The organism is Sphingomonas sp. SP1 (genome assembly GCF_058313395.1).
Genome location: NZ_JBZFLC010000001.1, coordinates 1,818,207 through 1,830,649 on the forward strand (window position 1 = coordinate 1,818,207; position 12,443 = coordinate 1,830,649).

The 12,443-nt window shown below is 65.2% G+C and carries 15 protein-coding genes and 2 tRNA genes; 13 read left to right on the forward strand and 4 right to left on the reverse strand.

Translation table 11 applies throughout. The features are described 5' to 3' along the window. Window positions 1–5: 5 nt before the first annotated feature. A complete protein-coding gene (locus AC4GYS_RS09180; protein ID WP_491108781.1) occupies window positions 6–1,274 on the reverse strand; it encodes a nucleotide sugar dehydrogenase in 1,269 nt (422 codons plus the stop codon). Between the two features lie 173 nt (window positions 1,275–1,447). On the opposite strand from AC4GYS_RS09180, the gene AC4GYS_RS09185 reads away from it, so the two are divergent. Beyond that, window positions 1,448–1,834, forward strand: coding sequence for a hypothetical protein (locus tag AC4GYS_RS09185; RefSeq protein ID WP_491108782.1), 387 nt, complete (start codon window positions 1,448–1,450; stop codon window positions 1,832–1,834). A 57-nt stretch (window positions 1,835–1,891) separates the two neighbouring features. Here AC4GYS_RS09185 and AC4GYS_RS09190 read toward each other — a convergent pair whose 3' ends face one another. Continuing rightward, window positions 1,892–2,080, reverse strand: coding sequence for a hypothetical protein (locus AC4GYS_RS09190; RefSeq protein ID WP_491108783.1), 189 nt, complete (start codon window positions 2,078–2,080; stop codon window positions 1,892–1,894). Between the two features lie 155 nt (window positions 2,081–2,235). Between AC4GYS_RS09190 and lon the strand changes: the two genes are divergently transcribed. The 3 genes from lon (at window position 2,236) to AC4GYS_RS09205 (ending at window position 5,114) form a co-directional block, all read left to right on the forward strand. Beyond that, entirely contained in the window at window positions 2,236–4,632 is a 2,397-nt protein-coding gene (lon, locus tag AC4GYS_RS09195) for an endopeptidase La (protein ID WP_491108784.1), read from the forward strand. A gap of 61 nt (window positions 4,633–4,693) precedes the next feature. Then, complete coding sequence (locus tag AC4GYS_RS09200; RefSeq protein ID WP_491108786.1) at window positions 4,694–4,966, forward strand: HU family DNA-binding protein; 273 nt, start codon at window positions 4,694–4,696, stop codon at window positions 4,964–4,966. 73 nt (window positions 4,967–5,039) lie between these two features. Continuing rightward, a tRNA-Val gene (locus tag AC4GYS_RS09205) sits at window positions 5,040–5,114 on the forward strand. A 22-nt stretch (window positions 5,115–5,136) separates the two neighbouring features. Here the strand turns inward: AC4GYS_RS09205 and AC4GYS_RS09210 are convergent. Both AC4GYS_RS09210 and AC4GYS_RS09215 read right to left on the reverse strand, forming a co-directional pair. After that, window positions 5,137–5,856, reverse strand: a complete 720-nt coding sequence (locus AC4GYS_RS09210; RefSeq protein ID WP_491108787.1) for a Crp/Fnr family transcriptional regulator — start codon at window positions 5,854–5,856, stop codon at window positions 5,137–5,139. Window positions 5,857–5,952: 96 nt separating this feature from the next. Beyond that, window positions 5,953–6,372 carry an HIT family protein gene (locus AC4GYS_RS09215; RefSeq protein ID WP_491108788.1) on the reverse strand — a complete coding sequence of 140 codons (420 nt, stop codon included), beginning with the start codon at window positions 6,370–6,372 and terminating at the stop codon, window positions 5,953–5,955. A gap of 64 nt (window positions 6,373–6,436) precedes the next feature. Here AC4GYS_RS09215 and AC4GYS_RS09220 point away from each other — a divergent pair. The 9 genes from AC4GYS_RS09220 (at window position 6,437) to AC4GYS_RS09260 (ending at window position 12,435) form a co-directional block, all read left to right on the forward strand. Beyond that, a tRNA-His gene (locus AC4GYS_RS09220) sits at window positions 6,437–6,513 on the forward strand. Window positions 6,514–6,550: 37 nt separating this feature from the next. Continuing rightward, window positions 6,551–7,600: a Glu/Leu/Phe/Val family dehydrogenase gene (locus tag AC4GYS_RS09225; RefSeq protein WP_491108789.1), complete on the forward strand. Its 1,050-nt coding sequence runs from the start codon at window positions 6,551–6,553 to the stop codon at window positions 7,598–7,600. A 41-nt stretch (window positions 7,601–7,641) separates the two neighbouring features. Beyond that, window positions 7,642–8,373 (forward strand): heme ABC transporter permease CcmC, encoded by a 732-nt coding sequence (gene ccmC, locus AC4GYS_RS09230; protein WP_491108790.1) that lies wholly within the window; start codon window positions 7,642–7,644, stop codon window positions 8,371–8,373. Next, window positions 8,370–8,501, forward strand: coding sequence for a hypothetical protein (locus AC4GYS_RS09235; RefSeq protein ID WP_491108791.1), 132 nt, complete (start codon window positions 8,370–8,372; stop codon window positions 8,499–8,501). The genes ccmC and AC4GYS_RS09235 overlap by 4 nt, the downstream gene beginning before the upstream one ends. Next, a complete protein-coding gene (ccmE, locus tag AC4GYS_RS09240) occupies window positions 8,498–8,947 on the forward strand; it encodes a cytochrome c maturation protein CcmE (protein ID WP_491108792.1) in 450 nt (149 codons plus the stop codon). Before AC4GYS_RS09235 ends, ccmE begins: the two co-directional genes overlap by 4 nt. Then, complete coding sequence (locus tag AC4GYS_RS09245) at window positions 8,944–10,863, forward strand: heme lyase CcmF/NrfE family subunit (RefSeq protein ID WP_491108793.1); 1,920 nt, start codon at window positions 8,944–8,946, stop codon at window positions 10,861–10,863. Before ccmE ends, AC4GYS_RS09245 begins: the two co-directional genes overlap by 4 nt. Next, a complete protein-coding gene (locus AC4GYS_RS09250) occupies window positions 10,860–11,393 on the forward strand; it encodes a DsbE family thiol:disulfide interchange protein (RefSeq protein ID WP_491108794.1) in 534 nt (177 codons plus the stop codon). Before AC4GYS_RS09245 ends, AC4GYS_RS09250 begins: the two co-directional genes overlap by 4 nt. A 2-nt stretch (window positions 11,394–11,395) precedes the next feature. Further along, window positions 11,396–11,797 (forward strand): cytochrome c-type biogenesis protein, encoded by a 402-nt coding sequence (locus AC4GYS_RS09255; RefSeq protein ID WP_491108795.1) that lies wholly within the window; start codon window positions 11,396–11,398, stop codon window positions 11,795–11,797. Then, window positions 11,797–12,435 carry a tetratricopeptide repeat protein gene (locus AC4GYS_RS09260; RefSeq protein WP_491108796.1) on the forward strand — a complete coding sequence of 213 codons (639 nt, stop codon included), beginning with the start codon at window positions 11,797–11,799 and terminating at the stop codon, window positions 12,433–12,435. The genes AC4GYS_RS09255 and AC4GYS_RS09260 overlap by 1 nt, the downstream gene beginning before the upstream one ends. Window positions 12,436–12,443 lie beyond the last annotated feature (8 nt).

Here is a 12,443-nt window from a genome sequence, read left to right on the forward strand (position 1 = left end):
AACGATTAAAGCGACCAATAGGTGAAAGCGTGCCCGGCGGCTTTCATAGACCACACACGTTTCACGTCCGCGACAACCCCACCGGGTTTCAGCATGGCCGCAAGTTCGTTCGACCCCAATGCCTTGTAGCGTTCGTGCGGGACTGCTCCGACCACCATGTCGTGCCGGGCAAGGCCGGGCTTCACCAGATTCAGCCCGTATTCCTGGCTTGCTTCCTCCGGGTCGGCCATCGGGTCAGCGACCTCGACCCGGTGTCCAAGCCATTCCAAACGCCGGACAATGTCGATCACCCGGCTATTGCGAAGATCCGGCACATTTTCCTTGAAAGTCAGCCCCAGGATCAGAACGTCGCTCGACCTGGCCTTGAGCTGCTCGTGCAAGCGGTCCGCGATCCACGCGCCCATGCCGTCGTTCGTCTCGCGGCCCGACAGCACGATCCGCGGCCAATGGCCGAGCTCCTGGGCGCGATGTGCGAGGTAATAGGGATCGACGCCGATGCAGTGACCGCCGACCAGGCCGGGCTCGAAGGGGAGGAAGTTCCACTTGGTCCGGGCCGCGGCCAAAACATCCCAGATCGACAGGTCGAGCAAAGCGAAGATCTGCGCCAACTCGTTCATGAAGGCGATATTGATGTCGCGCTGAGCGTTCTCGATCACCTTGGCGGCTTCGGCAGCCTTGATGGAGGCCGCCCGAAAGATATTGCCGCCGTTGACCGAACCGTAAACCTCGGCAAGCCGGTCCAACGTTTCGTCGTCCTCCGCCGACACGACCTTGGTGATGGTTTCCAGGCGGTGCACCTTGTCGCCGGGATTGATCCGCTCCGGGCTGTAGCCGAGACGAAAGTGGGTGCCACGCTTCAAACCGGATGCACGCTCCAGTTCCCGCGCGCAGATGTCGTCGGTGACCCCCGGGTAGACAGTGCTTTCATAGACCACGACGGCCGGGCGCTGTTCTTCGAGCGCCTTGGCGACTGTCCGGGTCGCCGCCAAGACCGGCGAAAGGTCCGGGCGATTGGCGCCATCAACCGGCGTCGGCACGGTGATGATGTAGATATCCGATCCACGGATGGCTTGAGGGTCGCTGGTCAGCTCGAGGCTGGTCCCTGCAAGCTCTTCCGCCGAAACCTCTCGGGTCCGGTCGCGCCCGGCGGTCAGTTCGGTGATGCGCTGGCCATCGATGTCGAGGCCGACCACCGGGTAGTGGCGGGCAAGAGCGATCGCGAGCGGGAGACCGACATAGCCGAGACCGATCACGGCAATCCTGGGATGGGACAAAGGGGTGCGTCCTGCGATGAACGGGGAGAAGCGGGGGTTCTAACTGGCTTCCAAAGCGGAGCAAGTGCTTGATGCCGTACCCGATGCGTGCAACTCTCCCTTCCAACAATCGTTACCGCCAAACTGGATCAAGTTTGACAGCCGCCGTCAGGCGTCAGTGGGGAGTTACCGCTATGAAGAGCATTCGTGTCGCCTTTGGGGTCGGTTTGCTGCTGGGAAGCGGTGCCGCTGCCGCGCAAAGCTGGACCCCCGGCTCGGAGATCGTTGGCCAGTCGGTTCAGATCGAAACCAACGGGGTCGTCAACACGGTGACTTTCAATCCCGACGGCACCGCCAGCATCATGACCCCGGGCGGTCGCATGATCCCCGCAAACTGGTCCGCCACGGGCGGGCAACTCTGCCTCAACGCTTCTGGCGCGCAGGAATGTTTTCCCTATGCGCAGGCATTCCAGGCCGGACAGCCGGTGACTGCGACCAGCAGCTGCGGCGCCACATCGCGCTGGCTGGCGAACAGCGTCAATCAGCCGCCTCAGTCCCGCCCCGCCGGCGAGCGCGGCTAAGACCGAACGGTATCGAGGCCAAAAAAAGGGCGCGGACCGGCTCCGCGCCCTTTTTTGTCAGGCCGAGATCGGCGCGCCCAACTTGCGGGCGATTCGCGCAACTTCCTCATCGCTCGGGGCCGGCGGCAGTTCGATCTGCCCGGGGCTGAGCGCATCGTCCGGGAGGCCAGGCGCACTGCCGGCAATCGGCGCGTTCACCGCTTCCTCATTGGGCCCAGTGCTGCTCTTTTCGCGATCGTCGACCATGGATTGCTCCTTCGTGCTGCGCTTGGGATCGGTCCTCCAATCGCCGGGCAAGCAAGCTGTTCCGTGCGCTCGACGGGTTGATTGATTAGCAAGGGGGACCGCACCATATGCTAAGTTCATGAAGCGGGCTGTTCGACCCGCATGAGGAGCTGTTCTTGACGTCCACCCTTCCGATTCTCCCGCTGCGCGACATCGTGGTCTTTCCGCAGCGGATCGTTCCCCTGTTCGTCGGCCGTGAGAAGTCTGTCGCCGCGCTGGAAGCGGCCATGGCGGCCGACAAGCAGATCTTTCTCGTCGCTCAGCTCGATCCGGCCGAAGACGATCCCGATCGCGACGCGCTCTACGACCTGGGAGTGGTCGCAACCGCCATGCAGCTTCTCAAGCTGCCCGACGGCACCGTTCGCGTGTTGGTTGAGGGTGCGCATCGGGCAAAGCTGGTCGGGCTGAACGAGGCCGATGGATATCTGACGGCGGACATCGAGGAGGTTCCGGAGGAGGACGCCGACACCACAGAAGCACAGGCCTTGATGCGTTCCGTGATCGACCAGTTCGAAAACTACGCCAAGCTGAATAAGCGGCTTCCGGCGGAAACGAGCATTCAGCTCGGCGAGATCGAGGATCCGTCGGCGCTGGCGGACGCGGTCGCGTCGAACCTGTCGATCAAGGTTGCCGACAAGCAGGCGGTGTTGTCAGAACTCAATCCCGCCCGTCGGCTGGAAATGGTGTTCGCCTTCATGGAGGGCGAGCTTGGCGTCCTGCAGGTCGAGAAGAAGATCCGCAGCCGCGTGAAGCGGCAGATGGAGAAGACGCAGCGGGAATATTATCTCAACGAACAGTTGAAGGCGATCCAGCGGGAGCTTGGCAACGAGAGCGAGGATGGCGGCGACGAGCTTAACGAGCTGGCGGCCAAGATCCGGAAGACGCGCCTCAGCAAGGAAGCGCGCAATCGCGCGACCGCCGAGTTGAAGAAATTGCGCGCAATGGCACCCATGAGCGCCGAGGCAACGGTTGCGCGCAACTATCTCGACGTCCTGCTCGGCCTACCGTGGGGCAAGAAAAGCAAGGTCAAGAAGGACATCACCGAGGCGCAGCGCGTGCTCGACGAGGATCATTATGGCCTGGAGAAGGTCAAGGACCGGATCGTCGAATATCTCGCCGTTCAGGCCCGGACCAACAAGCTCAAGGGTCCGATCCTTTGCCTCGTGGGGCCGCCGGGCGTCGGCAAGACCTCGCTTGGTCGTTCGATCGCCAAGGCGACCGGTCGTGAATTCGCACGTCAGTCGCTCGGCGGCGTACGCGATGAGGCGGAAATTCGCGGTCACCGGCGGACCTACATTGGGTCGTTGCCCGGCAAGATCATGGCCAACCTGAAAAAGGCCGGCACCAGCAACCCGCTGTTCCTGCTCGATGAGATCGACAAGCTTGGCCAGGATTTCCGGGGCGACCCCGCGTCGGCATTGCTCGAGGTGCTCGATCCTGAGCAGAACAGCAAGTTCCAGGACCATTATCTGGAACTGGATTACGACCTGTCCGACGTCATGTTCGTGACGACGGCGAACTCGCTCGACATGCCGCAGCCGCTGCTGGACCGGATGGAGATCATTCGGCTGGAAGGCTACACCGAGGACGAAAAGGTCGAGATCGCGCGTCGCCATCTCATTCCCAAGCAGATGGAGGCGCACGGCCTGAAGGAAGGCGAGCTTTCGTTCACCGACGAAGGGCTGCGGTCCGTGCTGCGCTTCTACACGCGGGAGGCCGGGGTTCGCACGCTGGAGCGCGAATTGGCGAAGGTCGCGCGCAAGGCCCTCCGCAAGATCCTGGAAGGCACCTATCAGGGTGTCACGGTTACCGAGGACAATCTGCAGGATTTCCTTGGCGTCCGACGCTTCCGCTACGGCGTGGGCGAGGAGGAAGACCAGATCGGTGCTGTGACCGGTCTCGCCTGGACGGAAGTTGGCGGAGAATTGCTGACGATCGAAGCGGTGACGGTGCCGGGCAAGGGCCAGATCAAGACTACCGGCAAGCTTGGCGACGTCATGCAGGAATCGATTCAGGCAGCGATGAGCTTCGTCAAGGCACGGGCACCGGCCTATGGTGTCAAGCCGTCGATCTTCGCCCGCAAGGACATCCACGTGCATTTGCCCGAAGGTGCTGTTCCCAAGGACGGGCCAAGCGCCGGTATCGGGATGGTGACGGCGATGATCTCGACGCTTTCCGGGGTTCCGGTGCGCCGGGATGTGGCGATGACCGGCGAGGTGACGTTGCGCGGCCGGGTGTTGCCGATCGGTGGCCTCAAGGAAAAGCTGTTGGCGGCGCTGCGCGGAGGAATCACCACGGTGCTGATCCCAGGTGAGAACGAGAAGGACCTGGCGGAGCTGCCTGCCAATTTGAAGGAAGCGCTCCGGATCATCCCGGTGAGCCATGTCGATGAGGTGCTGCGCGAGGCCTTGGCCGGGACGTTGCAGCCCATCGAGTGGACGGAGGCCGACGAACATGCGGCCGAGCCGCCGCCGCCGCACACAGGTGCTGGTCAACCCGCGCTGCGGCACTAAAGAGCAGGGCTGGATTCGGGCGGCAGGCTAGGGGCCGTCCCGCCGAGTGGAGCTTACGGGGATGAATAAGCAGGAATTGATTAGCCAGGTTGCCGACCGCGCCGGGTTGAACCGCAACGATGCCGCGCGCGCGGTGGAAACCATGCTGGAGGTCATCACCTCCACGCTGAAGCGCGGCGATGAAGTGCGGCTGGTCGGCTTCGGCAATTTTTCGGTGACCCGCCGCAAGGCGTCGGTCGGGCGGAATCCACGTACGGGTGAGCCGCTGCAGATCGCGTCCAGCGCGAACCCAAAGTTCCGCGCCGGCAAGGTGTTGAAGGACGCCGTTCAATAAGGAAGTTCGCGGTTGTGGCGGAAGGGTGGACAGCTTCGGCGCTTGTCTCTATCCGCCCGCTGATCCGGAGCATGGGCGCGTAGCTCAGTGGTAGAGCACACCCTTCACACGGGTGGGGTCGCAGGTTCAATCCCTGCCGCGCCCACCATGCTTCCGGCCCCTCTGCAGCCTCAAATCAGATAGTCCGGTTGGAAGCTGGCTAGGCGGCGGAGTTCGTTCCAGTCGTTGAAGACGATGTCCCGCCCGTCGCGGCTGATCAGGCCCTGGCGCTCGAGATCGGCGAGCACGCGGTTGACGTTGACGGAGGTCTGTCCCGTGATGTCGGCGATCTGCTGCTGCGTGAACGGGTTCGCCATCCGCGGATCGCCCATGCCGACACCACTGCGCTCTGCCGTTTCGCACAGCAGATGCGCGACCCGTGCGACACTGTCGCGACGCCCGCAGTTGACCAGCCACTCATAGCCGATGGAGGCGTGGCGCTGGGTCAACTTCCAGAAGAAACGCGCAAGTTCGGGGTTCTGGTCGACGAGGGCGTCGAAGTCGTGGGCGGCGCCGATCATCACTTCTGATCTGACGATCGCCTGAATGCCATAGTCGGCCGGGGTATCGCGCGGCAGGATCCCGTCGCCGGCGAAGCGGAGCGCGATGATTTGGCGGCGACCTGAGCCATCGGTCTTGAATTTCGAAAGAATGCCCGAGCGCACGAACATGACCTCGTCGCGCGAAGCGCCGGGTTCGCGGAACGGCCGGCGCGGTTCCACGTGCATGATTCGATGGGGCATGGCCTCCAGCTTTGCAGCGAGCTTGGGAGACAGGCCGGCCTTGACCAACGCTTCTCCCAAGGACGCCCCGCTGTCGTTGGCGGCGCGAACGCGCGCGCTCATAGCCATTCGCCTCTCTCCTCGGACGACGGCGAAGTATCCGCTTCGTTAAGAATTTACGCAAGCGTTATGAATGAACCGGTAAACCGCAGATAAACATGACAATCAAAGCGTGGCGGCGCGAAGCCTGTCGACCAGCGCCGGGGGGGCGGGTCGAGCGTTGGCAAGATCCGGGAGTGCCGGCCAACCCGAGTCGCGAAAGCCGACGCCGTCGAATTCGCGTTCGCCTTCGTATCGGGGGATCACATGGAAATGGACATGCGGATCGACCATCATGAGCATGAGGTAATTGATCCGCTGATAGTGCGTCAGGTCCGCGAGCAACCGCTCCGCCATTGCAATCATTTCCCGCTGCTCGGCGAACGCGGCCAGGGGGAGTTCTGCATAGGAGGTGGCGTCCGACGTTGAGCAGAGGACCAGCGAGCCGAGGGTCGGCTGCATGGGGCGCACGAGCAGCGCCCAATGCTCTCCTTCGTGGACGAGGTTTGACGGGTAGCCGAACTTCAACAGGGTCTCGTGCGCCATCGGATGCCTTGCTTATCTCAAACGCCGACCTTAAGGGACCGGCGCGCCCCCACAAGGGCTAATGGCGATCGTAGCTCAGCTGGTTAGAGCATCGGTTTGTGGTACCGAGGGTCGCGGGTTCAAGTCCCGTCGGTCGCCCCACCTTTCGTGTTTTTCCTCGCACAGTCCAGGATCGCTGATGACCACGCTTTGGGGCTTGCCCGACTTCGACGCGCACGAAGAAGTCCATTTCATTACCGACCGGCAAAGCGGGCTGCGCGCGATCATCGCCATGCACTCGACCCATCTGGGGCCGGCAGCGGGCGGTTCGCGCTTCTGGCATTATGCCGAAGATGAAGAGGCGGTGACGGACGCGCTGCGCCTGTCGCGGGGCATGAGCTACAAGAATGCGATGGCCGGGCTTCCGCTGGGCGGCGGCAAAGCCGTGATCCTGGCGTCGGCCGACAAGACGAAGACTCCGCAGATGCTGGCTGCGTTCGGCCGCGCCGTGGAGGGCCTTGGCGGTCGGTATGTCACGGCGGAAGACGTTGGGATCGGCGTCGCCGACATGACCGAGGTTCGGCGCCAGACCCGGCACGTCGCCGGACTCCCGGTCGGCGAAGGCGCCGTCGGCGGCGATCCGGGGCCGCACACCTCGCTCGGCGTGTTCCTGGGTATCAAGGCGGCCGTCCGGCGCGCGCTGGGCAAGGACAACCTCGACGGCCTCCACCTCGCGATGCAGGGAGCAGGCAGCGTCGCCAGCGGCGTCGCGATGCACGCCGCTGCGGAAGGGGCACGGCTGTCGATTGCCGATGTGAACAGCGAGCGGGTCGCGAAGCTGGCGGGGGAGACCGGTGCGGCAATCGTCGATCCAGCCGACATCATGACCCTCGAGGCCGATGTTTTCAGCCCGAATGCGCTGGGTGCGATCCTGACCGCAGAGTCGATCGCCGCCTTGCGGGTGCCGGTGGTGGCGGGTGGCGCGAACAACCAGCTCGCCACCCTCGAAGACGGTCAGCGCCTGATGGAGCGCGGTATTCTTTACGCCCCCGATTACGTCATCAACGCCGGCGGCATCATCAACGTGTCCACCGAATATCTCGGTGACGGCGATGCGCAGGTGGTGCGCAGCCGCATCCAGGCAATTCCCGAGCGCCTCGAGGCGATCTGGGCCGAGAGCGCACAAAGCGGCCGTAATCCGGCAGCGGTAGCGGACGCGATGGCACAGCGGCTGATCGGCCGCGGGTAGGTTTCCATCAGCCGAGGAAATCATTAGAGGAGCGGGGCTCCATGCACCGCTTTGCCAATCCCGTCAGGTTCCTGCGCATCGCCCGGCCGGCCACCGGCTGGCTGATGGCGTTGGGCGCGGTATTGACCCTTGCCGGCGTACTGGGCGGATTGTTCGTGACTCCGCCCGATTACTTGCAGGGCGAGACGGTCCGCATTCTCTACATTCACGTTCCCACGGCCTGGTTGGGGATGGGCGGGTGGAGCGGGATTGCGGTGGCGAGCCTGCTGACGATTGTGTGGCGGCATCCGCTGGCCGGCGTTGCCGCGCGAGCGATCGCCCCGGTTGGCGCGCTGTTCGCCTTTCTCTGCCTGGCCACCGGGTCGATCTGGGGCCGGCCCACCTGGGGCACCTGGTGGGAATGGGACGGACGCCTGACGTCCATGCTGATGCTGTTTTTCCTGTACCTTGGCTACATCGCGCTGGCCGCGGCCGAGAAGGAGCGGGGACCCGAAGGGCGCATCGCGGCGATTTTCGGATTGGTCGGCGCCGTAAACCTGCCGATCATCCACTTTTCCGTGCAGTGGTGGCGGACTCTTCACCAGGGCGAGAGCATCGAACTGACGGGGTCCAGCATCGCGCCCGAACTGCTGTGGCCGCTGCCGCTGACGCTGCTGGGCTTTTCGGCTTTATTCGGAGCGCTGGTCTTGATGCGGATGCGAACGGAACTGGCGGACGCCAAGGTCGAAGCACGGCTGAAGCGCCTGGCCGGCTCGCCGGAGCCCGCCCGATGAACCAGTGGGCGTTCGTGATCGCGGCCTATGCGGTCGTGCTGATCGGCGTGGCAGCGATGCTGGTCTGGGCGATCTCGGCCTTGCGCCGGGCGGAGAGCCGCGCGGATGCCTTGAGCGAGCGGCGATGAGGGCAGCGCCGAAGCACCAGCGCCTGGTGCTCGTTCTGCTGGGGGTCGCCGCGCTGGTCGGGGCGGTGCTGCTGGCCATGTGGGGCTTGGCCGACCGGGCCGCTTATTTCCGTACTCCGCAGGATATCGCGGCCGGCCGGGCGGGCGCCGGTGAATCGATCCGACTGGGCGGAATGGTGCAGGCGGGGTCGATCGCGCGCCAGCCGGATGGGGTCAGCGTGCGTTTCGTGGTCACCGACGGACCGGCCAGCGTTCCCGTGCTGTATCGCGGAATCGTGCCCGATCTCTTCAAGGAAAACAGCGGTGTGGTCGCTGAAGGTCGGCTGAACGACGGCGGTCTGTTCGTCGCGGACACGATCCTCGCCAAGCATGACGAGCGTTACATGCCCCCGCAGCTCGGCAACCAGGCGGCAGAGGTAAAGACCAAGGACACGGTGGAGCGATGATCGCCGAAGCCGGCCTTGCCGCGCTGTGGTTGGCCGCGGGCCTGGCCTTGCTGCAATTGCTGGCGGCGATCGGCGGGGAGCGGCTGGGAGATGTTCGCACCGCCGTGGTCCCGGTCGCGGTGGCCCAAGGCCTGCTGACCCTGTTCGCCTTCGCCATGCTGGTCTGGCTATTCCTCCGCACCGATCTGTCGGTCGCACTGGTGGCGGCGAACAGCCATTCGATGAAGCCCTTCATCTACCGGTTTGCGGGAACGTGGGGAAACCACGAGGGCTCCATGCTGCTGTGGGTGACCGTGCTTGCGGTCGCCGGTGCGGCGCTGGCGCTGTTCGAGCGGCGGTTGCCGTCCAAGGCGATGCAGGCGACGCTCGGGGCGCAGGCCGCACTGGCGCTCGGGTTCTTCGCGTTTCTGCTACTCGCTTCCAATCCGTTCGCGCGGTTGTATCCGGCGCCGCGGGAAGGGCAGGGGCTCAATCCGCTGTTGCAGGATCCCGGCCTCGCCTTCCATCCGCCGACCTTGTACCTGGGCTATGTCGGCCTGTCGGTCGCGTTCAGCCTGGCCGTGGGTGCCCTGATCACGCGCGATGTGGGGCCGGCGCTGGCCCGGGCGATGCGTCCGTGGGTGCTGGGTGCCTGGGTGCTGCTGACGCTGGGCATTACCGCCGGAAGCTATTGGGCTTATTACGAGCTGGGCTGGGGCGGCTGGTGGTTCTGGGACCCGGTCGAGAATGCCTCCCTGATGCCATGGTTGGCAGCGACCGCCCTGTTGCATTCGGTAAACGTACTGGCGGCGCGCGGTGGCCTCCGCGCCTGGACGCTGATGCTGGCGGTGGTGGCGTTCAGCATGTCGATGGTCGGCACCTTCCTGGTCCGGTCGGGCATCCTGACATCGGTCCACAGCTTCGCGGTCGATCCGCAGCGGGGTACCTTCATCCTGGCCTTGCTGGCGATCTATATCGGCGGTGCCCTGGCATTGTTTGCACTGCGCGTCGGTACGGTGCGTGAAGGCGCGCGCTTCGACCTTGTCAGCCGCGAGGGCGCGCTGGTCGCCAACAATCTCCTCTTGAGCGTGATCCTCGGCACCGTGTTCGTCGGCACGCTCTACCCGCTGTTCGTGGAAGCGGTGTCGGGGGAGAAGATTTCAGTCGGACCGCCCTATTTCAATGCGGTTACCGGACCGCTCACGCTGGCGCTGGCGATCCTGTTGTTCGTCGGCCCGTTGCTGAACTGGCGGCGAGATTCGCGACCTTTGCTGCGCCGGGCCGCGGCGCCCCTTGTCGTGACGCTGGCGGCGCTTGCAGCGACGTTCCTCATCCAGCCCTCCATGAGCATCCTCGCTCGGCTCGGTCTGGCCGTGGCGGCCGGGCTGGCAGTGGCGAGCGTGCTTCCACTGGTCGGGCGGAGCCTGCGCCGGACCCCGCTCGCGACCTGGGGCATGGTCATCAGCCATCTGGGTGTCGCAGTGGCGATCGCGGGCGCGGCGGCCGACACGGCCTTCACGAGGGAGACGCTGGCCGCTGCTCGCCCTGGGGATCAGCTGGCGGTCGGGCCGTGGCGGGTCCGCTTCATTGGAGTCGATCCCGTGGCTGGGCCGAACTGGACCGCGATCGAGGGGCATCTGACAGCGGTTCGCGGAAACACATCGCTCCGCCTCGATCCGCAGAGCCGGTTCTTCTCCGATCCACCGACCGAGACGAACGAAGCCGCGATCGATACCTTGTGGGACGGGCAGCTCTACACGGTGATCGGCAGGCAGGAGCCTGATGGCCGATGGCAGCTGCGGCTGTGGTGGAAACCGATGGTGACGCTGCTGTGGCTGGGCGGCGGTCTGATCGCGTTGGGCGGACTGATCGCACTGATCGGGCGGGTCCGGCGCGAACGGCGGCAGCGCCTGCGCGCCGAGGACGCTTACGCATGAGCGGGCGCAAGCTGTGGCTGGCGCTGCCCTTGCTGGTCTTCGCCCTGTTCCTGGTGGCGGTCGCTTGGCGCCTGTCGAGTCCGCCCGATCCAACCGTCCGGTCGCGCATGATCGGGCAGCCGATGCCGGCATTCCAGCTCGCAGCGATCGCACCCGGCAAGCCCGCGCTCTCGTCGGCGGACCTGGCCGGTGGGCAGCCGCGGCTCGTGAACCTGTTCGCAAGCTGGTGCCTGCCATGCATCGCCGAAGCGCCCGTCTTGATGGAATTGCAGCGCCAGGGCGTGCCGATCGATGGGATCGCCATCCGCGACAAGCCTGAGGACGTTGCCGAGTTCCTTGCCGATCACGGCGATCCGTTCCAGCGGATCGGCAGCGATCCGCAGAGCCAGCTGCAGCTCGCGCTCGGGTCGGCGGGTGTGCCGGAAAGCTTCATCGTCGATGGGCAGGGCGTCATCCGCTACCAGCATGTGGGGCCGATCATGCCCCAGGACGTGAGCACTATCCTTGCGGAATGGAGGAAGGCGCGGTGAGGATGTTCATCGCTGCTGTTTCCTTGGCACTCGCCGGGCCGGCAAGTGCCGACAGTGCTCGTCCCCCCGCGCCCTATGCCTACCGGCAGCTGCCCGATGCGCGCCAGGAAGCGCGGGCGAAGGCATTGATGGAGAAGTTGCGGTGCCTCGTTTGCCAGGGACAGTCGATCGCGGATAGCGACGCCGAAATGGCAGGCGACATGCGTCATCTCGTCCGCACCCGGATCGAAGCTGGCGAGAGTCCGGCCGAGGTCCGCCGCTGGCTGGTTGATCGTTACGGCAGTTGGGTGAGCTACCAGCCCGTCTTCGGGGCCGACACCTTGCTGCTGTATGTGGCGCCGGTGCTATTGCTGTTGGTAGGGGGGTTCCTGGCGGCCAAGCGGCTACGGCGGCGGCGCGGCTGATGGGCTTGCTGTTGCTATTTGCCTTGATCGCCGCGACCGGGGCCGGACTGTGGTGGTTCGGGCGACTGCGCGGCGCGACGTTGCAGCTTGCTCTGGCGGCGCTGATGATCGGCGCGGCCGGCTATGCGCTTCAGGGTCGGCCATCACTGGTAGGCGCGCCGAAAGCGACCACACGGCGGGCACCGCCGATGCCCCTGACGGAAGCTCGGCAGGCCATGTTGGGGCGATTCAACCGAGCCGATAGCTGGCTGACCATATCGGAGGGTTTCGCGAGCCGCGGCGACACGCTGGGTGCGGTCGGGATCGTTCGTGCGGGGCTGCGCGCCAACCCGGAGGATGCGGCGCTCTACGTTGGCCTTGGCAATGCGCTGGTGGATCATGCCAACATGATCACCCCGGCCGCCACGCTCGCCTACGCCCGCGCACGAGAGCTTGCGCCGCAATTGCCGGCCCCCCTGTTCTTCGAAGGGCTGGCACTTGCGCGCTCGGGCAAGCAGGAAGAGGCACGCGCCCTGTGGGAACGGGCGTTGGCGCTGACTCCGCCGGGAACCAGCTACCGGCCGATGATCGAAGGTGGGGTGCGGATGCTCAGCCAGCAGCCGCAGCCGCAGCAGGGTCCTGCCACGCCGCGACGCTGACTTTCTCC